This window comes from Muricoccus radiodurans (assembly GCF_050154705.1).
GTDB lineage: Bacteria > Pseudomonadota > Alphaproteobacteria > Acetobacterales > Acetobacteraceae > Roseomonas > Roseomonas radiodurans.
Window position 1 is genome coordinate 1,907,766 of sequence record NZ_CP189561.1, and the last position, 20,913, is coordinate 1,928,678.

19 protein-coding genes are annotated in these 20,913 nt (G+C 71.2%); 5 read left to right on the top strand and 14 right to left on the bottom strand.

From position 1 onward, the window contains the following. Window positions 1–7 precede the first annotated feature (7 nt). Genes ACP6CK_RS09475 through ACP6CK_RS09520 form a run of 10 tightly spaced genes read right to left on the bottom strand, consistent with a single transcriptional unit; the run spans window position 8 to window position 11,039 of the window. The gene (locus tag ACP6CK_RS09475) at window positions 8–1,405 is read right to left on the bottom strand and encodes an FAD-dependent oxidoreductase (protein WP_426958638.1); all 1,398 of its coding nucleotides are present in this window, start codon (window positions 1,403–1,405) and stop codon (window positions 8–10) included. Continuing rightward, on the bottom strand, window positions 1,402–2,013 hold the full coding sequence (locus ACP6CK_RS09480) for a cysteine hydrolase (RefSeq protein ID WP_426958639.1): 612 nt from the start codon (window positions 2,011–2,013) through the stop codon (window positions 1,402–1,404). The genes ACP6CK_RS09475 and ACP6CK_RS09480 overlap by 4 nt, the downstream gene beginning before the upstream one ends. Further along, window positions 2,010–4,070: a hydantoinase/oxoprolinase family protein gene (locus ACP6CK_RS09485; protein ID WP_426958640.1), complete on the bottom strand. Its 2,061-nt coding sequence runs from the start codon at window positions 4,068–4,070 to the stop codon at window positions 2,010–2,012. Before ACP6CK_RS09485 ends, ACP6CK_RS09480 begins: the two co-directional genes overlap by 4 nt. Continuing rightward, entirely contained in the window at window positions 4,067–5,704 is a 1,638-nt protein-coding gene (locus tag ACP6CK_RS09490; RefSeq protein WP_426958641.1) for a hydantoinase B/oxoprolinase family protein, read from the bottom strand. Before ACP6CK_RS09490 ends, ACP6CK_RS09485 begins: the two co-directional genes overlap by 4 nt. 7 nt (window positions 5,705–5,711) lie before the next feature. Continuing rightward, window positions 5,712–6,413: an ABC transporter ATP-binding protein gene (locus ACP6CK_RS09495; protein ID WP_426958642.1), complete on the bottom strand. Its 702-nt coding sequence runs from the start codon at window positions 6,411–6,413 to the stop codon at window positions 5,712–5,714. After that, window positions 6,406–7,155, bottom strand: coding sequence for an ABC transporter ATP-binding protein (locus ACP6CK_RS09500; RefSeq protein ID WP_426958643.1), 750 nt, complete (start codon window positions 7,153–7,155; stop codon window positions 6,406–6,408). The genes ACP6CK_RS09495 and ACP6CK_RS09500 overlap by 8 nt, the downstream gene beginning before the upstream one ends. Then, window positions 7,152–8,117, bottom strand: a complete 966-nt coding sequence (locus tag ACP6CK_RS09505; RefSeq protein ID WP_426958644.1) for a branched-chain amino acid ABC transporter permease — start codon at window positions 8,115–8,117, stop codon at window positions 7,152–7,154. The genes ACP6CK_RS09500 and ACP6CK_RS09505 overlap by 4 nt, the downstream gene beginning before the upstream one ends. Beyond that, a complete protein-coding gene (locus ACP6CK_RS09510; RefSeq protein ID WP_426958645.1) occupies window positions 8,114–8,986 on the bottom strand; it encodes a branched-chain amino acid ABC transporter permease in 873 nt (290 codons plus the stop codon). The genes ACP6CK_RS09505 and ACP6CK_RS09510 overlap by 4 nt, the downstream gene beginning before the upstream one ends. Continuing rightward, the gene (locus ACP6CK_RS09515) at window positions 8,986–10,200 is read right to left on the bottom strand and encodes an ABC transporter substrate-binding protein (RefSeq protein WP_426958646.1); all 1,215 of its coding nucleotides are present in this window, start codon (window positions 10,198–10,200) and stop codon (window positions 8,986–8,988) included. The genes ACP6CK_RS09510 and ACP6CK_RS09515 overlap by 1 nt, the downstream gene beginning before the upstream one ends. Next, window positions 10,197–11,039 carry a GntR family transcriptional regulator gene (locus tag ACP6CK_RS09520; protein WP_426958647.1) on the bottom strand — a complete coding sequence of 281 codons (843 nt, stop codon included), beginning with the start codon at window positions 11,037–11,039 and terminating at the stop codon, window positions 10,197–10,199. Before ACP6CK_RS09520 ends, ACP6CK_RS09515 begins: the two co-directional genes overlap by 4 nt. Before the next feature lie 133 nt (window positions 11,040–11,172). On the opposite strand from ACP6CK_RS09520, the gene leuC reads away from it, so the two are divergent. Together leuC and leuD are read left to right on the top strand one after the other, a co-directional pair. After that, entirely contained in the window at window positions 11,173–12,588 is a 1,416-nt protein-coding gene (gene leuC / locus ACP6CK_RS09525; protein WP_426958648.1) for a 3-isopropylmalate dehydratase large subunit, read from the top strand. After that, complete coding sequence (gene leuD / locus ACP6CK_RS09530) at window positions 12,588–13,214, top strand: 3-isopropylmalate dehydratase small subunit (protein ID WP_426958649.1); 627 nt, start codon at window positions 12,588–12,590, stop codon at window positions 13,212–13,214. The genes leuC and leuD overlap by 1 nt, the downstream gene beginning before the upstream one ends. A gap of 126 nt (window positions 13,215–13,340) precedes the next feature. Here leuD and ACP6CK_RS09535 read toward each other — a convergent pair whose 3' ends face one another. The 4 genes from ACP6CK_RS09535 to ACP6CK_RS09550 form a co-directional block, all read right to left on the bottom strand. Next, window positions 13,341–14,075: a lytic transglycosylase domain-containing protein gene (locus ACP6CK_RS09535; protein WP_426958650.1), complete on the bottom strand. Its 735-nt coding sequence runs from the start codon at window positions 14,073–14,075 to the stop codon at window positions 13,341–13,343. Between the two features lie 256 nt (window positions 14,076–14,331). Next, window positions 14,332–15,057 (bottom strand): maleate cis-trans isomerase family protein, encoded by a 726-nt coding sequence (locus ACP6CK_RS09540; protein WP_426958651.1) that lies wholly within the window; start codon window positions 15,055–15,057, stop codon window positions 14,332–14,334. Beyond that, entirely contained in the window at window positions 15,054–15,983 is a 930-nt protein-coding gene (locus ACP6CK_RS09545; RefSeq protein ID WP_426958652.1) for an allantoinase PuuE, read from the bottom strand. Before ACP6CK_RS09545 ends, ACP6CK_RS09540 begins: the two co-directional genes overlap by 4 nt. Before the next feature lie 193 nt (window positions 15,984–16,176). After that, window positions 16,177–17,448: a hydantoinase/carbamoylase family amidase gene (locus ACP6CK_RS09550; protein ID WP_426958653.1), complete on the bottom strand. Its 1,272-nt coding sequence runs from the start codon at window positions 17,446–17,448 to the stop codon at window positions 16,177–16,179. Between the two features lie 240 nt (window positions 17,449–17,688). Between ACP6CK_RS09550 and ACP6CK_RS09555 the strand changes: the two genes are divergently transcribed. From ACP6CK_RS09555 to ACP6CK_RS09565, 3 genes are all read left to right on the top strand, one after another. Further along, the gene (locus ACP6CK_RS09555) at window positions 17,689–18,447 is read left to right on the top strand and encodes a sulfite exporter TauE/SafE family protein (RefSeq protein ID WP_426958654.1); all 759 of its coding nucleotides are present in this window, start codon (window positions 17,689–17,691) and stop codon (window positions 18,445–18,447) included. 127 nt (window positions 18,448–18,574) lie between these two features. Next, window positions 18,575–19,966: an aminotransferase gene (locus ACP6CK_RS09560; protein WP_426958655.1), complete on the top strand. Its 1,392-nt coding sequence runs from the start codon at window positions 18,575–18,577 to the stop codon at window positions 19,964–19,966. Window positions 19,967–20,032: 66 nt separating this feature from the next. Next, on the top strand, window positions 20,033–20,884 hold the full coding sequence (locus ACP6CK_RS09565) for a TauD/TfdA dioxygenase family protein (protein WP_426958656.1): 852 nt from the start codon (window positions 20,033–20,035) through the stop codon (window positions 20,882–20,884). Window positions 20,885–20,913: the final 29 nt, after the last annotated feature.

The window sequence follows — 20,913 nt, forward strand, 5'->3', positions numbered from 1 at the left end:
ACCGGGGTCAGGCGGCTCGGGTCATCTCCCCCGCCCGCTCCCCCGCGAGGCGCCCCAGGGCCACCGCCGTGAGCAGGCCGTTGCCGGACAGGTAGCCCGAGGCGCGGGGCCCCGAAACGCCGCAGGCCGCGCCGCCCGCCGCGAACAGGTTCGGGAAAGGCCGGCCGTCGGGGTGCAGCACCCGTGCGCCGTCATCCACGACCAGCCCTCCCTGGGTATGGAACAACGCCCCGGTGACCCGGACCGCGTGGTAGGGGCGCACCAATTGCCGAACGCCGGCGAAGGACCGGCCGAAGCGGTCGGTCGCGCCGGCGGCCTTCAGGCCCTCCACCTCGGCGAGAGTGTCCGAGAGGGCGGCTCCCGGCAGGTGGGCTGCGGCGGCCAAGGCCGATACCGTCTCCGCCTGGAGCACGGCGCCCGCGGCCTCGGCCTGGCGGAAATCCTCGAACTGCCGGACGATGCCGGCGATGCGGGCGTCGAAGATGGTCCAGGCGATGCCCTCTGGCTGCGTGAGCACCGTCGCGGCCTGCTCAGAATAGCCGTGGCTCTCGTCGGAGAAGCGGTGCCCTTTGAGGTTCACCTGAATCCCACCCTCGGTGATCGTGGCCCAAGTGATGAGGATGCCAGCGGGATGGGCCACGGAGCCGTGGCCCTGGTGGCCGGAGAGGTGACGCGTGGCGGCCCCCAGGGCTTCCCCCCACAGGATCGCGTCGCCCTGGTTTCCGGGGTGGCCGAAGTAGAGCGCGTCCGCCAACGCCGGCAGATGCTGGCGCACCAACTCCCTGTTGCCGCCATACCCGTTGCAGGCGAGGACGAGAGCGCCGCAGCCCAACCGATCCTCGCTGCCATCGGGCCGGCGCAGGGTCAGGCCGGCGACGCGGCCGTCCGGGGCGGCATGCAGGGCCACCACCTGCGCGTCACAAAGGATGTCGATGCCGGCGCGCTCCGCCGCCCCGCGCAGCCGGTCCACCAGCTCCGCGCCCGATCGGCTGGGCAGGCCGTGCATTCGGTGGGCGGAGTGGCCGGGGTACCGGAAGTCGGTGATGACCGAGAAGTCCAGCCCGTGCGCCTCCGACAGCCATTCGAGGGCGGGGCCTGCGGCGCGGGTCACCACATCCACCGCGGCCGGGTCGGGCTCGCCCTCGGCCTTGGCCATGATATCGCGCGCGAAGAGCGCGGGGCTGTCCTCAATGCCCGCCTCGCGCTGCCAGCGCGTTCCCGCCGCCGGGACCAACCCGGCCGAGAGCGCGGTGGAACCGCGCGGAACGGGGTCGCGCTCCAGCACCAGCACATCGGCGCCTCGTTCCCGCACCGCCAGCGCCGCGCAAAGGCCGGCCGCCCCCGCCCCCACCACCACGACGGGCATGGTGACGTCGTAACCCTCTCCGGCCGGCACGAGCGTCACCCCTGAAGCTCCGCCATCGCCTCCGCTACGGTGGCGACGCGGGCCACGGGGCGCAGCGCGGCGATGGCCATCTCGTGCGCCGCCCGCCCGAAGGTCGCGCAACCGTCGGCGAGGACGGTCACCTCGATATCCCGCACATGCGCGTCCCGCACCGTGGTGGCCACGCCGCCATTCGTGGTGATGCCCGCGACAATCAGCCGCTCGATCCCGCATTTGCGGAGCATCCACTCCAGCCGGGTCATGTAGAAGGCGGAGTAGGCCACCTTCTCGATCGGGATGTCGCTCGGGCCGAGCTCGTCCACCAGGCGCTGGCCCCAGCTTCCCGGCGCGAAGTCGCCGCGGCGCAGGAAGGGACGGAGCTGCTTCAGATGCGGGGCGATGATCGGCTCCCCGCCCCGGCCGGGCCAGAGGGTGAAGTGGGTGGAGGCGATCCAGCCGCCCGCTTTCCGCATCGCTTCGGCCAAAGGCGCCAGGCGTGCCGGCAGGGCCGCGATGTCCGGATCCCCCTGACCGCCGCGCGCATAGGCGCCGTCCGGATGGATGAAGTCGTTCTGGAGGTCGAAGAGCAGCAGCGCCGTGTTCGCGGCGGGGATGGGGTCCTGGCTCATGCCGAAGCCTCGATGATGACGTTCCCCAGGCGGTCCACCCTTGCGACGAGGCCGGGGTCGACGACCGTCGTCGCGTCGGGCTGCTCTAGGATCGCGGGGCCATGGATCATTGCGCCGACCGGCAGGTCCAGCCGCGAGAGGATCGTCGTCTCGTGCCAGGCGCCCCCGAACCAGACAGGACGTGTGCCGCGCCGTGCCCCCTCCAGCGTGGCCCCGGGCTCCGGCGCCAGGGCGGAGAGATCGAAACGGGGCCGTCGCCCAATCGCCGCCGTGCGCAGGTTCACGATCCGCGCCGGCACGCCGTGCAGCAGGCGGCTGAAGCTGGCGCGATACGCGGTCTCGAAGGCCGCGCGGATGGATGCTTCCGTCACGCCGGTGCTGCGGCCGGCGATTTCGAGCGGAAGCGGTACGGCGACGGTGTGCGTCTGCCCGGCATAATGCATGTCGAGTTCGAACAGCATGTCGATCCGATCGACCGGCAGGCCCGCCGTCTCGACCACGGCGCGAACCTCCCCCGCCTCCGACACCATCAACGTGTCGAGCGACGCCGCGTCGATTCCCTCCAACGAGAGGTTCACCGTGCGGACCTGATCGTGCCGAATATCCGCGATCACGCAGCCCAGGGCGGAGTTGATGCCGGGAAAGCGCGGCACCAGCGCTGCCTTCAGGCCCACGTCGCGCAACAGGGCGCCGGCATGCAGCGCGCCGCCGCCGCCAAAGGGCACGGCGGCAAAGCGGCCGGGATCATGGCCGCGCTCAATGGAGACGAGGCGGATCGCCTTCGCCATGTGGCCGTTGGCGACGCGTAAAATAGCTTCGGCCGCCGCCATGGCGTCGAGCCCCAACGGGACACCGACGTGCTCCAGAATCGCGGCCTTCGCCGCCGCCACGTCGAGCCGCTTCAGCCCTCCGCCGATTGGTCGCTCCGCGTTGATGCGGCCGAGCACCACGTTCGCGTCCGTCAGGGTCGGGCGGGTATTGCCCTGCCCGTAGCAGACCGGGCCCGGGCGGGAGCCCGCGCTCTCCGGCCCCACCTGCAACAGGCCGCCCGCATCCACGCGCGCGATGGAGCCACCACCGGCGCCGATGGTGGTGATCTCGATCATCGGCGTGCGGATGACCAGGCCGAAGTCGATCGTGGTCTGAGCGGCCAGGGCGGTCTGGCCGCCCACCACGAGCGAGACGTCGAAGGAGGTGCCGCCGAGATCGCCGGTGACCACGTCGGGGAAGCCGGCCTCCCGCGCGATGGCCGCCGCCGCGATCACCCCGGCCGCGGGGCCGGACAGGGCCGTCCGCACCGGCAGGCGCCGGGCGGATTCCGTGGACATCACCCCGCCATTGCTCTGGACAATGTGGAAGCGGCCGGTGAAGCCGTCCCCCTTCAGCGCATCGTCCAGCTTGCCGATATACGAGCCGACCACCGGCTGGAGATACGCGTTCAGCGCGGCCGTGGAGGTACGCTCGAACTCCCGAATCTCGGGCAGGATACCGGAGGAGCATGCGACGAAGTCGTTTGGCCAGACCTCGACCGCGGCGGCCAGCGCGGCGCGCTCATTGGCCGAGTTGGCGTAGGCGTTGATGAAGACGATCGCCAGAGCCTCCGCGCCCGCCGACAGAAGCTCGCGAGCGGCGTCGCGCACCGCCCCGGTGTCCACCGGATGGCGGATCGTGCCGTCGGCGAGGGTGCGTTCCTCCACCTCCAGTCGCATGTCGCGGTCCACCACGGGAACGAAGTCACCCCAGAGGCCCCAGGTTCGGCGCCGGTCGCGGCGGCGCATTTCCAGCACGTCGCGGAAGCCCGACGTGGTGATCAGCCCGACTTTCGCGCCCTTGCGCTCCAGCAGCGCATTCGTCCCGACCGTGGTGCCGTGCACCACGGAGGCCAGCTCCGCCACGGCGCCGAGCTCGCGGAGTCCTTTCAGGAACCCCACCGCCTCGTCGCCGCGGTTCGAGGGAACCTTGGCGGTGCGGAAGCGCTTCCCCGTTGCATCGAACAGGAAGAGGTCCGTGAAGGTGCCGCCGACATCCACGCCGACGACCTTGCTGCCCTCGCTCATTCCGTGACGTAGCCCAGGCGTCGGTCGCGCGACGCGGCGCCGGCGTCGCGCCGGCCGGGGTCTCCCCAGCCACCGCCGCCCGGTGTCTCCAGCCGCACGCGCTGCCCCGCCTCGATCCGGATGTCCGTTACCTTGGAGACCATGGGTGGCGAGCGCATCCCATCCACCGTTTGCCACTGAAAGCGGTTGGGCGCGGCTGGGGCGCCACCGCCCACGCCGAAGGGCGGCACCTTCCCGCGCTCTCCCAGCAGCGACACGCTGGCGGGCACCAGGGCCTCGATCTCGTAGACCGCGCCGAGGCCGCCGCGATGCTGACCGGCGCCGGCGGAATCCGGCCGGAGCGCCCACTGCGTGAACATCACGGGATAGGCAGCCTCCAGGATCTCGACCGGCGGGATGGTGGCGGTGGAGATGGGGTTGTTGGCGTGATTCAGCCCGTCGCTCTCAGGGTTGCCCCCCAGACCACCGCCGAAGAAGGAGAACATGACCCACCGCGAACCGTCCGCGCGGTGCCCGGCCATGGAGAGCGCGTTGATCGTGCCGAAGGGAGCCGCGGTGGCGCGCGCCGGATCGGCCTTCGCGAGCGCGCCGAAAATCACGCCGATGAGCCGCAGCACCGTCTCGGTATAGCCTGCGACGGGGCGCGGTGCTCCGGCCCCGAGGAGCGTCGTATCGGGCACGACGAAGCGGATCGGGCGGAGGCAGCCGGCATTGGCCGGCACCTCCGTGAAAACGTGCTTCAGCGCGACGTAGCAGCCGGCGATCGTCGTGGCGCGGCTGATGCTCACCGGCCCCTGCGCGGGCGGGGAGGAGCGGGAGAAGTCCAGCACCATCTCCTCCCCGCGGATCGTCAGGTCCAGTGCGATGGTCAGCACCTCATCGGTGATACCGTCATTATCCAGCACATCCTCGAAGGCATATGTGCCGTCTGGCAGGCCGGCGATGGCGGCGCGCATCAGCGCCTCGGCGCGGGCGGAAAAGGCGGTGAAGGCTCCCTCCACCAGCGCCTCGCCATGCTCGTCGATCAGGGCGTTCAGCCGGCGCTCGCCGAGGTCCAGCGCGTTCAGCTGTCCGTTCAGGTCGCCCCAGTTGGAGGCCGGCACGCGGGAGTTGGCAGCCAGGATGTCCACGATGTCCTGATTGATCACGCCGTCCCGGATGAGCCGCACGGGCGGCAGGCGGAAGCCTTCCTGAAAGCTTTCCACCGCCTTTGGATTGTAGCCGCCGGGAACGTTGCCGCCGACGTCCAGCCAGTGTCCGACCGAGGCGATCCAGCAGAACAGCGCGCCCTGCCGGAAGACCGGCCGCACCAGTCGGAAGTCGTTGAGATGCGTGCCAGCATCGTACGGATCGTTGAACAGGAAGGTGTCGCCCGGGCGGAGGTCGCCGTCCCGCGCCACCTTGTCGATCACCATCTTCACCGCGAAGGCCATCGCGCCCACGAAGATCGGCAGGCCGCTCGTGCCCTGCACCAGCGTCTCGCCGGTGGTGGCGTGGTACAGCCCGTGGCAGGCGTCCTTCGCCTCCGCGATGATGGGGTTGAAGGCGGAGCGGAAGAGGGTCGCGTCCATCTCGTCCGCGATGCCTTCCAGGCGACCTTTCAGGATCGCCAGGGTGACGGGGTCAGGCGTCATGCATGCCTCATAGGCCGAGATAGACCCGGCGCAGCTCGGGATCGTCGCGCAACGCGGCGGCGGGGCCGCTCAGGGCGAAGCGCCCGTTCTCCAGGATGAAGCCGCGCGAGGCGATCTCGAGCGACTGGACGACGTTCTGCTCCACCAGCAGAATCGGAAGCCCTTCCGAGTTCAGCCGCAGGATCAGGGCGAACATCTCCTCCACCAGCAGCGGCGAGAGTCCGAGGGAGGGTTCATCCAGGATCAGCAGCCGCGGCTCCGCCATCATCCCGCGGCCGATGGCGAGCATCTGCTGCTCTCCGCCGGAGAGCGTGCCGGCCATCTGGCGCGCGCGTTCCCGCAGGCGCGGGAACGTCTCGAAGGCGCGTTCGAGGTTCGCGGCGCGGCGGGCACGCCCGCGGCAATAGGCGCCGAGTTCCAGGTTCTCCCGCACGCTCATGTCCGGGAAAATCCGGCGTCCCTCCGGCACGTGGATCAGCCCGGCCGCCACGATCCGGGCGGGGTCCGTGCCGTCCAGCCGCGTGCCGTCGAAGCGGATCTCGCCGCCGCGCGCCGGGAGCACGCCGGACAGGACCTTGTTCAGCGTCGTCTTGCCCACGCCGTTGGCGCCGAGCACGGCCACGATCTCCCCGGAGGCCACGGCCATGTCCAGGCCGCGCAGCACCTCGACCGGGCCGTAGCCGGCGCGCAGGCCCCGCACCTCAAGCATGGGCGCTGCCCGCGGCGATCCGCGCCGCCGCACCATGGCCGAGATAGGCCTCGATCACCTGCGGGTCGGCGGTGACCGCGCGCGGCGGGCCGGCGGCGATCATTCGGCCGCTGGCCAACACGTGCACGTGGTCGCAGAGGTTCATCACCGCCTGCATCACGTGCTCGATCATCAGGATCGAGACGCCACGGTCCCGGATGGCGTGGATGACCGGGATGATGTCCCGCACCTCCGAGGGGTTGAGCCCGGCCAGGACCTCGTCCAGCAGCAGCAGGCGCGGCGCGGTGGCGAGCGCGCGGGCGAGCTCCAGCCGCTTGCGGCCGGCCACCGTGAGCGACCCGGCCTGAGCGTCCAGCATGGGACCCAGCCCGACCTCCTTCGCCACCGCTTCCGCCGCACGGATCGCCTCGGCGCGAGCTGCGTGGCGCAGATAGGCGCCGACCGCGATGTTCTCCCGCACCGTCAGGCCGGCGAAGGGCTGCACGATCTGGAAGGTGCGCGCCATCCCCCGCGCGGCGCGCCGGTGGGGCGGCTCCGTGGTCACGTCCACGCCACCGAAGACCACGCGGCCCGCGCTGGGCGCCAGGAAGCCGGAGAGGAGGGCGAAGAGCGTCGTCTTCCCCGCGCCATTCGGACCGATCAGGCCGATGAGGCCCCCCTCCGGCACCTCCAGCGAGGCGTCATCCACCGCCAGCAGCCCGCCGAAGCGTCGCGTGAGCCTTTCCGCACGCAGCAGGGTCACCGGGACAGCCCCCGAGCGGCCCGGCGCAGGCCACCCACCACGCCGCGCGGCAGGAAGGCGACGGCGAGAATCAGCAGGGCGCCGAACACCACGAGATCCACGCCCGGCACCGGGCCGGCGATGCGCCCGAGGGCGACCTTCGCGATCTCCCCCACGCCGTGCAGGGCCAGTGCGCCGACCACTGGTCCCAGCACCGTGCCGCTGCCGCCGAGCACGCAGGCGATCAGCACCTCCACCGAGATCCAGGTGCCATAGGCGATATTGGCGTCGAGATAGAGGAAGTTCTGCGCGTAAAGGCATCCTGCCGCCGCCGTGATGGCGCCGGACAGCGCGATGGCCGAGAGCTTCACCCGCAGCACGTCCACACCCAGTGCGCGGGCCGCGTCCTCGTTCTCCCGTACGGCGACCAGTCTGGCACCGAAGCGGTTCCCGGCGATCCACGCCGTTAAAAGCAGCACCGCCGCGACCACGCCCGTCAGGAGCCAGAGAAAGGCGGCGCGGGAGGAAAATTGCAGGTTCTCCACCCCGGGCGAGAGGCGGATCAACAGCCCTGCCGCGCCGCCCGTGAAATCCGCCGCGTTGGCCAGGATGCGCAGCACCTCGGCGAAGGCGAGGGTGACCAGGGCGAAGTAGGAGCCCCGCAGCCGCGCCCGGAAGGACAGCGCACCGATGATCCAGCCCACCAGCGCCCCGAGCGCGATGCCTGCGGCCATGCCCGCCCAGGCGTTCACGCCGTAGCGGATCTGCAGGATGGCCGTGGCATAGGCGCCGGTCCCGAAGAAGGCCGCGTGTCCGAAGGAGAGCTGCCCGGCGAAGCCGCCCAGCAGGTTCCAGCCCTGCGCCGCGAGCGCGATGACCAGGGAGGAGAGCAGGAAGTTCAGCACCACGTTGGACGCGACCAGCGGCATGATCGCGACCACGGCCAGCAGCGCCAGTCCCGGCAGCACCTCCTTCGCGTTCATGCGCGCGCCCCGAACAAGCCGGTGGGCCGCAGTAGCAGGACAAGGATGAAGATCAGGAAGATGCCGAGCTGCCCCAGGCTTTCCCCCAGAAGCAGTCCACCGAGGCTTTCCACCACGCCGATGAACAGCCCGCCGAGCAGCGCGCCGGGGACGGAGCCCATGCCCCCCAGCACGACGATGGTGAAGGCGACCAGCACGAAGGCGTTCCCCACGCGCGGGTTCACGTAGAAGGTCGGCAGGAGCAGGCACGCCGCCACCGCCACGCAGGCGCAGCCCAGCCCGAAGGTCACGGCATAGACGTGCCGCGGATCGATGCCGGAGAGCTGGGCGCCGAGCTTCTCCTTCGCCACCGCGCGGATGGCCTTGCCCGTGTCGGTCCGCGCCAGGAGGGCCCAGAGCAGCGCCGCCGTCACGAGCGCCACGCCGAAGCCGATCAGCCGCGGGCGGGAGAGGAGCATCGGCCCCAGTTCCACCACGTCGAATCCCGCATCCGTGTCGAGGGTGCGCGTGTCCGAGCGGAACGCCGCCAGCAGCGCGTTCTCGATCACGATGGACAGGCCGAGCGTCACCAGCAGCGTGTTGCCGTCGTCGCCGTGGCTGGACGGGCCGATGACCCAGCGTTGCAGGGCGTAGCCGAAGGCCATGAACACCGCCGCCAGGGGCAGGATCGCGGCATAAGGGTCCAGCCCCAGCGCCGCGTGCAGGCCCCAGGCTGCGAACATGGCGAGCGTCAGCAGCGCGCCATGGGCGAAGTTCACGATGTGCAGCACGCCATAGACGAGGGTCAGCCCCAGCGCGACCAGCGCGTAGGCGGCCCCCGCCAGGAGGCCGTTCACCACGGCCTCCGCGATGAGTTCCGGCGGCAGCATCAGCCCTGCAGCGGGAAGACGGGCTGGGCGTCCGCCACCTCGGTCGGGAAGATCACCTTGATGTCCCCGTCCTGGACCTGGGTGTTCACGGGACGCGCGCCCTGGTTCTGTCCGTTCACGAAGCGCGTCCCGGAATAGGGCATGATGTGGCCGGAGAAGTCGGAGGCCACGAGGGCTTGGATCACCTTCGCCCGGTCCGCCGCGCCCGCGCGGTTCACCGCATCGGCGACGAGCTTCACGATCGAGTAGTTGATGGGGATGTTATAGGCCCAGAACTTGCCGGACGCCTCGACCTGCCGCTTCAGCGCCACGGCCTCCGCGTTCTTCGGGTCGTGCCAGTGATTGCAATCCATCACGCCGAGCGCCGCGTCCGGGAATTCTCGCACGAAGCGGAAGTTGGAGGCCGCGCCGTTCAGCACGGCGTAGATGCCCTTCGGCCGGATGCGCTGCTGCCGCATGGTGCGGGAGAGCAGCACGAACTCCCCGTAATAGGAGGAGGGGATCAGCAGGTCCGGCCGCAGGGACCGCAGCCGCAGCGCGATGTTGTTCATGTCGCGCGCCGGCGTCGGGTGGCCGATCGTCTCCAGCACCTCGAAGCCGTGCTTCGGCAACTCCGCCGCCATCAGCCGCGCGAGGCCGGCTCCGAAGAGGCCGTCCTCATGCACCAGCACGACGGTGCGGCAGGGCTTCCCGGCCCCGTCGTTCAGGCGGACGAGATTCTCGATGGCCGCGGTGGTCACGGTGCCGAAGCCGGGGGAGAAGCGGAAGGTGTTGGCCAGCCCGCGCGTGACGATCTGGTCCGCCACGCCGACATCCACGACGTAGGGCAGGTCGTAGCGCGCCGCCGCCTGGCTGGCGGCGAGGCAGATCGGGCTGGCGAAGCCGCCGACAACCGCCACGACGCCCTCTCCCTGCAATCTCTCCACCTCCTGTGCGCCTGCCTCAGGGTTGGAGCGTGCATCGGCGACCACCAGCTCGATCCGCGCGCCGCCGAGGGCCGGCAGGCCGCCGTCGCCGTTGATCTTCGCGACCGCCGCCTCCGCCCCGATCCGGCCGAGCTCCCCGTCCTGCGCCAGCGCGCCGGTGAGCGGCTGGAGGAGGCCGATCTTCACCGGCGCGGGCTGCGCGCGGAGCAGGCCGGGCATGGCCAGCAACGCCGCCCCGGCCGCAGTCGCGCCGAGCAGGTCACGGCGGGTGATGGTCGGATGCGTCATGGTGGGCTCGTCCTCTCCTGATCCCGCGGGCTCGCGTCCCGCCGCCGGGCACGTTCGTTCGCCAGCTCCTGGCCGGCGGAGGTCATGGGGCTCCAGCGCCGCGCGCCCTCCGCGCCGGTGCGCTGAAGCTGCATCTCGAAGGAGAACCGGTCGGGGCGGTAGAGCGCGCGAAGGTGCTCCACCGGGTGTCCCTCCTCGTCCTGGACCAGACGCGTCAGCGCGATCAGCGGCGCCCCGATCTCCACCTCCAGCACCTCGGCCAGGTCGGGGCCCGCCAGGGTCGCGCCGATGCTCTGGCGCGCATGCCCGATCCGCAGGCCGGAGCGCTCCAGCAGCGCCAGGAGCGGCTGACTGGCCAGTTCCGCCTCCGAATAGGTCTGGCCGATCCGCGCCGGCACATGGGTGGTGAGGTGGGAGAAAGGGTCGCCGGACATGCGGCGAACCCGCACGGCGCGCTGGGCCGGCTCACCCGGTGTCAGCTCAAGGGCCTCTGCCACCGGCGGCGGCGGGACGACGTAGCCGAAGGATAGCAGGCGCACCTCGGTCCGGCGCCCCATCTCCTTCAGGTGGGAGAAGACGTCGGAGAATTCCACGACTGTCGGTGGCAGGGCCTCGCCCCCGCGCACGAAGGTGCCCACGCCGGGCCGCCGTTCCACCAGCCCTTCCTGCGCGAGCTGGTCCAGGGCGCGGCGGACGGTGACGCGCGCCACGCCGTGCTCGGCGGCCAGGTCGGGCTCTCCGGGCAGGCGCGTGCCGGCCGGGATCGCGCCGCAGCCGATCCGGTCCCGCAGCACGAGGTAGACCCGCCGCGCCTTGAAGGGTTCGACCGCCGCGCTCAACCGCCCCTAGGCCTCCCGATCTTCCCGAGCGCCTGTCCTATAAACAGGACCGCACCCTGTATGAGTGACAGAACAGCGTATTTGCATCAAGGCGCACGGCGCCTATCTTTCGGGGCAGGGATCGGGGACGGGCATGGTCGCAGGAACGCCGCGCGCGCTGTTCGACAAGGTGTGGGACGACCACATCATCCTGACGCGGGAGGATGGGCAGGCCCTTCTCCAGATCGACCGGCACTTCTTCCATGAGGGATCGCACCACGCCTTCAACCAGCTGAAGGCGCGCGGCGCGTCGGTGGCGCGCCCGACCCAGAACATCGGCGTGGCCGACCATTATGCCCCCACGCGCGGCCGCGGCGGGGCCATCGCCGACGACACGATCCGCCGCATGGTCCAGCAACTGACCGACCATGCGGTGAAGCACGGGCTGCGCCTGTTCGGCCTGGACGATCCGCGGCAGGGCATCGTGCACGTGGTCGGCCCGGAGCAGGGGCTGACCCTGCCGGGCCTGACGATCGTCTGCGGGGATAGCCACACCTCCACCCACGGGGCCTTCGGCGCGATCGCCTTCGGCATCGGCGCCTCCGAAGTGGCGCATGTGCTGCTGACGCAGACGTTGTGGCAGCGCCGGCCGCGGCGCATGCGCATCGCGGTGGACGGCACGCTCGGCCCGGGGATCGGCGCGAAGGATGTCGCGCTCTCGATCATCGCGCGCATCGGCGCCGATGGCGCGCAGGGCCATGCGCTGGAGTATGCGGGCTCGGCGGTGCGCGCGCTCTCGATGGAAGGGCGGCTGACGCTCTGCAACCTCTCGATCGAATCCGGCGCGCGCTGCGGGATGGTGGCGCCGGACGCGACCACGATCGACTTCGTGCGCGGGCGCCCCTTCGCACCCCAGGGCGCCGCCTTCGATCGCGCCGCCGAGGCCTGGCTGGCGCTGCACAGCGACGCCGATGCCGCCTTCGATCGGGAGCTGGCGCTGGATGCGGCGGAGATCGCGCCCATCGTCACCTGGGGCGTCAGCCCGGAGGACGCGCTGCCCATCACCGCCACCCTGCCCGACCCCGCCCGCGCCGCCGATCCGGCCCGCGCCGCGCAGATCCAGGACGGGCTGGACTACATGGGCCTGCGCCCGGGACAGAAGCTGTCCGAGGTGGCGGTGGACCGCGTCTTCATCGGGTCCTGCACGAATGCCCGGATCGAGGATCTGCGGGCGGCCGCGGCCGTGCTAGCGGGCCGCCGGGCGCGCGTGCCCGGCCTTGTCTCCCCCGGCTCCACGCCGGTGAAGCGGCAGGCCGAGGAGGAAGGTCTCGACCGCATCTTCCGGGAAGCGGGGCTGGAGTGGGTGGAGTCCGGCTGCTCCATGTGCGTGGGCATGAACGGCGACCTCGTGCCAGCCGGGGAGCGCTGCGCCTCCACGACCAACCGGAACTTCAAGGGACGGCAGGGCAAGGGGGCGCGAACCCATCTGATGTCGCCGGCCATGGTGGCGGCCGCGGCCGTGACCGGGCACCTGGCCGATGTCCGCCCCCTGCTGGAAGGGCGCGCCTGATGCAGCCCTTCCGCCTTCTCACCGCCACCGCCTGCCCGCTGCCCTTGGCGAACGTCGACACGGACCAGCTCATCCCCGCTCGCTTCATGAGCCGACCGCGCAGCGCCGGCTACGGCGATTTCCTGCTTTACGACCTGCGGCTGGACGCGGACGGCCAACCCCGTCCCGATTTCCCGCTGAACCGGCCAGAGCGGGCCGGCGCCGCCATCCTCGTCGCCCGCCGTAACTTCGGTAGCGGCTCCTCGCGGGAGGCGGCGGCCTATGCGCTGTCCGACCACGGCTTCCGCTGCGTGCTGGCGCCGAGCTTCGGCGACATCTTCAGCAGCAACGCGGTGAACAACGGTCTCCTCCCGGCCCGGCTGGAGGAGGAGGCGATCGAGGCGATCCTCGCCTGGCTGGAGAGCGGCGGCCGGGAGGTGACGGTCGACCTAGAGGCCTGCGAGGTGACGGCCGGCGGCCGGAGCTGGAAGTTCTCCATCGACCCGGTGTGGCGCACGAAGCTCCTGAATGGCTGGACGGATGTGGACCTGACGCTCAGCCACGCGGGGGCCATCGACGCGTTCATGGCCGCGGACCGCGCCCGGCGTCCCTGGGCGTGGCTGCCCGAGGTGGACGCCGCGCCCTGACGTGTCGGGGATGAGTGGCCCGCGTCCCCGACAGGCCGCCACGTGTTCCCGGACATCACCGGTCACCCCGTCGTGCCGGGGTATCCCGTTGGCGCTGTTGCCCCCGGGCCGGAGCCGCTCAGCCCCTCACGGGGCCGCTCCGGTCGGCGCGCCCGGGGTGACCAGACCCCCGCCCTCGAAGGCCCGGCTTGACGGGTCGTCCGCGGCCGGGACGACGCCACCGTCGCGGAAGGCACCAAAGCCGCCCACGTCGGTCCGGGCGGAGGCCGGCAGGATGCCCCCGGCGTAGTCCGCCATCGGCCCGGTCATCGGCACCTCGCGCCCCAGCCGTGGCGCCACGTTCGCGAGGTAGTTGATGGTCTCGTCGGGTAAGATCTGCGCGCCGGAGAGATAGCCGTCCACGCGATCCGGACCGGCATTGTAGGCGGCGACGAAGCCGGGGGCGCCGAAGCGCTCGTACATCTCCCGGATGTAAGCCGCGCCGGCGAGAATGTTGTCGCGCGGCTCATAGGGATCGTTGCCCAGCCCGTGGCGGGCCTGGAGCACGTCATAGGTCTCCGGCATGACCTGCATCAGCCCCATGGCCCCGACGGGCGAGGTGATCGGCAGCCCGCGGGCGTCATAGAGGCGGCCACCGCTCTCCTGGCGCATGATCTCGCGGATCCAACGCTCGGGGACCTGGAAGCGCGCCGCCGCCTGGCGGACATGCGGCCCCCAGGGGTCATGCGGCGGTCCGGGGACGCGGTAGTCCCGCCGGGTCGAGCGGGCCCGATAGGCCCTGGCTGCCGCCCGGGACGCGCTCACGTCGTAGCCGTAGTCGCCGCTTCCGCCATAACCGCGGCCACCCTCCCCCCGGGTCATAAGGGTGGTGGAGTCTCCGGCGCAGCCTGACAAGCCGAGGGCCAGGAGGGCGACGAGCGTCCTTGCGATCTGCCGGGGTCGGCTCGGGTAGGGGAGAGGGGGTGTCGATGAAGCGGGCACCGGGACGGACCTGGAGGAGCGGGACGGAGAGTTTGCCGCAAGCCCTTCGACTTGGCTGGCCCAATCCGCGTTCCGGCCGGAAGTGAAACCCAGGCGTGGCCCGGGACCAACACCATCCGCGTACCCGCCATAGAGCCTAGGCCAGTTGGAACAGGCTTCCCCACCCTGTCACGCGCCGGGCATCCACGCCGGCTAGGAGGAGGCTCTTCCACACCGCGGTCGCCACCGTGTCGTAGACGGGCAATCCGAGCTCTGCCTCCATCGCCGCCGTCAGCGGTGCCGCGCGCAGGTTGGTGCAGACCACCGCCAGCGCGTCCGGCCGCACCGAGGCCACCGCCCGCACCATCTCCCACATTTCCTCGTCACCCACCTCGGAGAAGGAGAAGTTGTCCCGGAGGCCGAGATGCCGCTCCGCATCGCAGGAATGGCCGAGCGCGGCGTAGTTCGCGACGATGCGCGCCTGCACGTCCCCGGTATAAGGTGTGGCGAGGCCGAGACGTCGGACCCCGGTGCGCGCGAGAACCTCATTGAGCGCGAGCATCGAGCTTGTCGCGGGGATGCCCGTCGCCTCCGCTATTCGGCGGCACAGCGCCGCGTCCGCCTCGAAGCCGAGCCAGCCGGAGGAGGTGCCGTTCCAGGCGATCACGTCCACCTTCGCGTGGGCGAGCAGTTCCGCCGCGGCCAGGATCGGCGCGTCGTCGAACTGGGCGAGGGCGCTGTCCGACAGCGCGATCTCCGTCACGTGGAAGCGGCCGAAATGGGCGGAGACCTCCGGCAGGCCGGCGATCATCGCGCATGTCACCGGTTCCAGCACCGTGTTCGAGGACGGCGTGAGCATGCCCAGGCGGATGCGGCGCATCATGGCGCCTCGTTCAGCCCGTGGCCCGGATAGGGATGGGTGGCAATCCAATGGCGGGCGATGTCGATGCGCCGCGTGACCCAGACGCCATCGTACTTTCCCATATGATCCAGCAGGCGGGCCAGGCCTGCGGCGCGGGCGGGATGGCCGGTCAGCCGCATGTGCAGCCCGATCGACATCATCTTCGGCGCCGCAGCGCCCTCCGCATAGAGCATGTCGAAGCCGTCCCGGACGAAGGCGAACCAGTCATCGGCGGTGCCGACCGAGCCCCCGAACTTCGTATCGTTGTGGGTCAGGGAATAGGGCACGACGAGATGGCCCCTGCCCTCCACCGTCACCCACCAGGGCAGCTCATCGGCGTAGGAGTCGCTGTCGTAGACGAAGCCGCCCTCCTCCACGAGCAGGCGCCGCGTGTTCACCGAGGGTGCGTAGCGGCAGTACCAGCCGTCCGGGCGATGGCCAACCGTGCGCTCGAGCGATTCGATGGCGCGGCGGATGTGCTCGCGCTCCTCGGCCTCCGCCAGCTCGAAATGCTTCACCCAGCGCCAGCCGTGGCAGCAGACGTCGTAGCCGGCCTGCCGGATAGCGGCGGCCGCTTCCGGGTTGCGCTCCAGCGCCAGGGCGCAGCCGAATACGGTCATCGGCAGGCCGCGTTCCTGGAACAGCCGCATGATTCGCCAGAAACCGACGCGGGAGCCGTACTCGAACATGCTCTCGGCCCCGAGGTCGCGCCCCTCCGGGATCTGGCCGGGACCGAGGGCCTCGGTCAGCCGGAACTCCGAGAAATTCTCGCCATCCTCGACGGAGGGCTCGGAACCTTCCTCGTAGTTCAGGACGAAGTTGACAGCGATGCGCGCCCCACCGGGCCATTTCGGATCGGGCGGGTTCGCGCCGTAGCCGCGGAAGTCGCGGCGCACCTGGTAGCTCATGATGTCCGATCCGTCGGGAAAGGTTCCACGTCCACGCGCTCCTCACCGCCTGCAGCGGCGCCGGAGCCCATGAAGACCGCAGATCGCGCGGGGATGTCCAGCGCGGTCATGCATTCGCGCGGCGCCTCGGTGCCGCCAGCGGGCGTTGCCTTGGCCGGCGGAAGGGTTCGCCGCCGACGGGCGTCCGGCCCCTTCACGCCAGAAGCGCCTCGAGCGCCCCCGACAGCACGGCGAGACCGGCGGCGAAATCGGCCATCTCCATCGCCTCCTCCGGGTTGTGGCTCCCGTGGGCGTTGCGCAGGAACAGCATAGCGGAGGGTATCCCGAGCCCCGCGAAGGTCGCGCAGTCATGACCGGCACCGGACGCCATCTCCCGCACCGGCACGCCGGCCCGGGACGCCGCCTCGCGCAGCACGGCGCGCAGGCCCGGGTCCATCCGGGCCGGCGCCGCGTGCGTGGCAGGACCGAAGTCGAAGCGCACGCCCCGCGCCGCCTCCAGCCGCGCCGCTTCCTCGTGCAGCCAGGAATCGGTCTCGGCCAGCAGCCCCGCATCCTCGGACCGGATGTCCAGACTGAAGCTGAGATGGCCCGGGATCTTCGTCGGCGCGTGGTGCGCGGGATCGGTGGCCAGGATGCCCGCGGTGACGACGAGGTCGGCGCCTTCCTCCTCCAGCCGCTGCCAGCGCGCGTCCAGGGCCGCGATTAGGGCCACGGCGGCCAGGGCCGCATCGCGGCGGTGGGCACGCGGCACGGCGCCGGCATGGGCGTATTCTCCAAGCACGGTTGCGCGGGGATAGCGCAGGCTACCGCGGATGCCCGTGACGACGGCGACGGGCAGGCCGGCCGCGACCAGGGCCGGGCCCTGCTCGATATGCGGTTCCAGGAAGGCCGCGATTTGCTCGCGCCCCAGCGTGGCCTGGCCCGTGCGGATGGGGGCGGGGTCCAGACCCTGCTCCGCCATGTGATCCGCCAGGGTCCGGCCCGTATCGGCACGGCGCAGCGTGTCGGGAGCGTCCCTGGGCAGCAGGCCGAGCGCGGCCCGGCTGCCGAGGTAGTGGGCAGGGAACCAGCACATCTCCTCCGCCCGGATGCCGAGGACCAGCAGGTCCCGCGCGCCCTGCAGGCCGCGCCGCGCCCGGTGCGCCGCGGCGGCCAGGCCCATGATCACCCCGGCCGCTCCATCGAAGTTGCCACCATGCGGCACACTGTCGAGATGCGAGCCGATGGCGACCGCGGGGAGGTTCCGGTCCCGTCCGGGCAGCACCATCCGCAGCGTGCCGACGGCGTCGCAGGACGCCTCCAGCCCCGCATGGCGCGCGGCCTCCGCGACAAGGGCGTGCGCCGCGGCCTCGCCCGGCCCGAAGGAGGCGCGGGTGACGCCGGGCAGGTCGAGGCTTGCGGCGCGCAGCGCGTCGAACAGCCCGGCGGCGAGGGCCACCTCCGGCGCGAGGTCGGGATCGGTCATGCAGGCAGTCGTGCAGGCACCGTGCCAAGGGTTCGCTGCAGCGGAGACTGGCCTGAGCGGGACCGGGCGGAGTGCATGGGCCTCCAGCCCACCGTCAGGGCGCGCTCGATCTCGACTTCAAGCCCGGCTCGCGTCAGGTGCACCTGCGGCACAGGTTGTCGCGGCGAGTGAAGCGGGCGGTGACCTTCGGCCGGACGCTGCCCCATGTCGGGAGCGGGCCGAACAAGGAGACAGCGAACATTGGATTGGCAGGGAACGGGTCCCATCGCATGGGCTGCGGCGGCGGTGTTCCTGGCGGGGCTGCTGCGGGGCTACACGGGCTTCGGCTTCGCGATCGCGGGCGTGCCGCTGCTCAGCCTCGTCATCCCGCCGGCGGAAGCGGTGCCGCTGGTCCTGGCGCTCACCGTCTCGGTTGGCGTGGTGGAGCTGTTCCGCGGCACCATGCGGCGGGAGGCGCACTGGTCGTCCCTCCTGCCCATGGCGGCGGGCGCCATCCTGACCACGCCGCTCGGGGTCCTGCTGCTCTCTGCCTTGCCGGCGGCCTGGGGCCGGGTCGGGATCGCCCTCACGGTGCTCGGCGCGGCGCTGCTGATGCTCCGGGGCGGCAGCCTGACCCGGGCGCCGGGACCCTTGGCCAGCGCGGCGGTGGGAACGGTTTCCGGATTGTGCAACGGCTTCGCGGCCATGCCGGGACCGCCGGTGATCGCGCTGTACCTCGCCTCGCCCATCCCCGCCGCCACGGCGCGGGCGACGATGATGATGTTCTTCACCTTCACGGCCGTGGCTGGACTGGTCACCGGGCTGGCCGCCCTGCCCGGCGCGGTGCGGGCGCTCTGGCTGGTCCCGGTCACCCTGCCCCTCATGCTGGCCGGCACCACGCTGGGCGCGCGGGGCTTCGCGCGCGGTACGGCCGGCGCCTATCGCCGGATCGCCCTTGCCTGCTTCGCTGCCCTGTCGCTGCTCACCGCGCTGCGGGCCGCCTGGTCGCTGCTGGCCTGATCCCGGTTTCCCGCGGAGGCCCCGTGTGGGATGAATCGGGACCGGCCGGCCGCCTGTTGCCGCGTCCCTGCCGCGCGGCCGTCCCGCAGGACACCCTCACTCGCGACACCTGAAGGAGTTCCGGATCATGCGCCCCAACAGCCTGCACGCCGTGGACATCGCCCACCACGTCCACCAGCAGACCGATCTGAACGACGTGGCCGCGAACGGCCCCGTCATCCTCTCCCGCGGAGAGGGCGTGCATGTCTGGGACACCGAGGGGAAGGAATACATCGAGGCCATGGCCGGCCTCTGGTGCGCGAGCCTCGGCTTCTCCGAGAAGCGGCTGGCCGAGGCCGCCTACAAGCAGCTCCTCACCCTGCCCTACTACCACACCTTCTTCGGCAAGGGGCACGAGCCCTCCGCGCGGCTGGCCGAGAAGTTGACCGCGCTCGCGCCGGAAGGGCTGAACCACGTCCTCTTCCAGTGCTCGGGCTCCGAGGCGAACGACGCCGCGATCAAGATGATCTGGTACACCAACAATGTCCTCGGCCGGCCGAACAAGAAGAAGCTCATCGGCCGCATCCGGGGCTATCACGGCAACACGGTCGCGGCCGCCTCGCTGTCCGGGCAGCCGCACATGCACGCGGATTTCGACCTGCCGCTGACCGACCGCTTCCTGCACATCTCCAACCCGAATTACTACCGCTTCTCCAACCCCGGGGAGACGGAGGAGGCCTTCTCCGCCCGCATGGCCGCGGAGCTGGAGGCGCTGATCGAGCGGGAGGGGGGCGAGACCATCGCGGCCTTCTTCGCCGAGCCGGTGCAGGGCGGCGGCGGCGCGATCACCCCGCCCCGCGGCTATTTCGACCTTATCCAGCCGATCCTGAAGAAGCACGACATCCTGTTCGTGGCGGACGAGGTGATCTGCGGCTTCGGGCGCACCGGCAATATGTGGGGCTGCGACACCTACGGCATCCGACCGGACATCCTGACCTGCGCGAAGCAGCTCACCGCGGCCTACCAACCGCTCTCCGCGACGCTCATCTCGGACAGGATCCACGATGCGCTTATGGAGGGCAGCAAGCGCAACGGCAGCTTCGGCCACGGCTTCACCTATGGCGCGCACCCCGTCGCCTGCGTCGTCGCTCTGGAGACGCTCGCGATCTACGAGGAGCGGGACATGGTGAACCATGTCCGCTCGGTCTCCCCGGCCTTCCTGGAGGGGCTGGATGCGCTGGAGCGCCACCCGCTGGTGGGCGATGCGCGCGGCGTCGGCCTGATCGCCGGCGTGGAGATCGTGGCCGACAAGGCGACGCGCGAGCCCTTTGCCCCGTCCCGCAAGGCCGGGCTGTCCGTGCAGAAGCACTGCGAAGCGAACGGCTTGATCGTGCGCGCGATCGGCGACCGAATCGCCTTCACCCCGCCCCTGGTCATCACGCGGGACGAGGTGGCCGAGCTGCTCGCCCGCTTCCGAAAGGGCCTGGACAGCGCCCTGGCCGAGCTGGGCGCGGCGGCGCCGCAGGTGGCCGCGGCCTGACGCGACTTCGCATTGCGGGCGGCGCGCCGGTGGGTAATCTCACCGGCGCAGCGTCGGGAGAGAGCCATGGCCGAGTTCACCATCCGCCCCCTCAGCCCCTTCGGCGCCGAGGTCGTTGGTGCCCCGCCCACCCTCGAGTTCTCCGAGGCGGATTTCGGTACGGTGGAGGAGGCCTGGCTCCGCCACGGCATCCTCGTCTTCCGCGACCTGTCCATGACGGCGGAGCAGCACATCGCCTTCACCCGGCGGCTGGGTCCGCTGCACATCATGACGCCGATGCACTTCAACCTGGAGGGCCACCCCGAGGTCTTCGTCGTCGGCAACGCCGAGGAGGGCGGCAAGCCCGTCGGCCTGAAGGACGCCGGCATGGGCTTCCACTCCGACGGGGAGGACAAGGCGATCCCCAACGCCGGCTCCTTCCTCTACGCGATCCAGGTTCCGCCGGAGGGCGGCGACACGCTCTTCGCCGACATGTACGGCGCCTGGGACGCGCTGCCGGACGACATCAAGGCGAAGGTCGCCGGCCGCCGCGCCCGCTTCAGCCGGGTCACGCTGCACCACGTCCACTACCCCCACCTGCCCGCCCTGACCGAGCAGCAGAAGCTGGACCGCCCCGATGTCTGGCACCCCATCGCCCGACGCCATCCGCGCACCGGCCGCACGGCCCTCTACATCGGCCGCTGGGCCGTGGAGATCGAGGGCATGGAGGAGGCCGAGGGCAAGGCGCTGATCGACCACCTCGTGAAGTTCGCCCAGGCGCCGGAGCGCGTATACCGCCACCGCTGGCTTCCGGGCGACGCCGTGCTCTGGGACAACCGCTGCACCCAGCACTGCGCCACGCCCTTCGAGAGCAGCCGTTATACCCGCCGCATGCACCGGACGACGCTGGAAGGCGACGTGCCGCAGCTCGCGGCTTGAGCTCTCGCCGGTGACCCTGGGGAGTGGCT

Excerpts from the sequence above, each read along its gene's own strand:
- ACP6CK_RS09540 (WP_426958651.1), bottom strand. The coding sequence starts at position 15,057 with ATGATGCGCCGCATCCGCCTGGGCATGCTCACGCCGTCCTCGAACACG.
- ACP6CK_RS09495 (WP_426958642.1), bottom strand. The coding sequence starts at position 6,413 with ATGCTTGAGGTGCGGGGCCTGCGCGCCGGCTACGGCCCGGTCGAGGTG.
- ACP6CK_RS09505 (WP_426958644.1), bottom strand. The coding sequence starts at position 8,117 with ATGAACGCGAAGGAGGTGCTGCCGGGACTGGCGCTGCTGGCCGTGGTC.
- ACP6CK_RS09545 (WP_426958652.1), bottom strand. The coding sequence starts at position 15,983 with ATGAGCTACCAGGTGCGCCGCGACTTCCGCGGCTACGGCGCGAACCCG.
- ACP6CK_RS09560 (WP_426958655.1), top strand. The coding sequence starts at position 18,575 with ATGCGCCCCAACAGCCTGCACGCCGTGGACATCGCCCACCACGTCCAC.
- ACP6CK_RS09485 (WP_426958640.1), bottom strand. The coding sequence starts at position 4,070 with ATGAGCGAGGGCAGCAAGGTCGTCGGCGTGGATGTCGGCGGCACCTTC.
- ACP6CK_RS09515 (WP_426958646.1), bottom strand. The coding sequence starts at position 10,200 with ATGACGCATCCGACCATCACCCGCCGTGACCTGCTCGGCGCGACTGCG.
- leuD (WP_426958649.1), top strand. The coding sequence starts at position 12,588 with ATGCAGCCCTTCCGCCTTCTCACCGCCACCGCCTGCCCGCTGCCCTTG.
- ACP6CK_RS09490 (WP_426958641.1), bottom strand. The coding sequence starts at position 5,704 with ATGACGCCTGACCCCGTCACCCTGGCGATCCTGAAAGGTCGCCTGGAA.
- ACP6CK_RS09565 (WP_426958656.1), top strand. The coding sequence starts at position 20,033 with ATGGCCGAGTTCACCATCCGCCCCCTCAGCCCCTTCGGCGCCGAGGTC.
- leuC (WP_426958648.1), top strand. The coding sequence starts at position 11,173 with ATGGTCGCAGGAACGCCGCGCGCGCTGTTCGACAAGGTGTGGGACGAC.
- ACP6CK_RS09550 (WP_426958653.1), bottom strand. The coding sequence starts at position 17,448 with ATGACCGATCCCGACCTCGCGCCGGAGGTGGCCCTCGCCGCCGGGCTG.
- ACP6CK_RS09535 (WP_426958650.1), bottom strand. The coding sequence starts at position 14,075 with ATGACCCGGGGGGAGGGTGGCCGCGGTTATGGCGGAAGCGGCGACTAC.
- ACP6CK_RS09510 (WP_426958645.1), bottom strand. The coding sequence starts at position 8,986 with ATGCTGCCGCCGGAACTCATCGCGGAGGCCGTGGTGAACGGCCTCCTG.
- ACP6CK_RS09480 (WP_426958639.1), bottom strand. The coding sequence starts at position 2,013 with ATGAGCCAGGACCCCATCCCCGCCGCGAACACGGCGCTGCTGCTCTTC.